General features: G+C 46.6%; 1 protein-coding gene. It reads left to right on the top strand.

Annotated elements, in window-relative coordinates:
• Positions 1-464: transporter substrate-binding domain-containing protein (locus A3739_RS05930; RefSeq protein ID WP_197472099.1), on the top strand; the 464-nt coding region annotated here is incomplete at both ends.

Here is a 464-nt window from a genome sequence, read left to right as displayed (position 1 = left end):
GATTGCCCCTTTGTCTTATGCGGACTCTAGCGTCACAAGCGCAGGCGATGTCCAGACACCCGTTGACGCCGAAGAAAAATCTACTTCAGAGGATACGCCTGAAACCGAAGATTTATATTCAGTCGCGAACGCCGAATTCCGTGATGCACTGAGCGCAGTGCATCACGATGACCTGTTTGAAATTATTGAGCGCGGCTCAATCCGTGTTCTCGTTACCTATAGCAAAACACATTTTTTTCTTGATAAAGCGCGCCAGCACGGTCTCAGTTACGAGATGCTCAATGCCTTTGAGCAGTACTTAAATAAGCGTTACAAGAAACGTCGTAAAGGACGCGCATTGTCAGTGATTGCAATCCCCGTAACGCGTGATGAACTCTTTGAAAAATTAGAGTCAGGGCAAGCCGAACTCGCCATTGCCAACTTAACTATTACACCTGAACGCAAGCAATTCGCAGATTTTTCAA

This window comes from Oleiphilus sp. HI0067, from assembly GCF_001635735.1.
The sequence above is the reverse complement of the archived record's forward strand: the minus strand, read 5'-3'. Positions and strand labels throughout refer to the sequence as shown.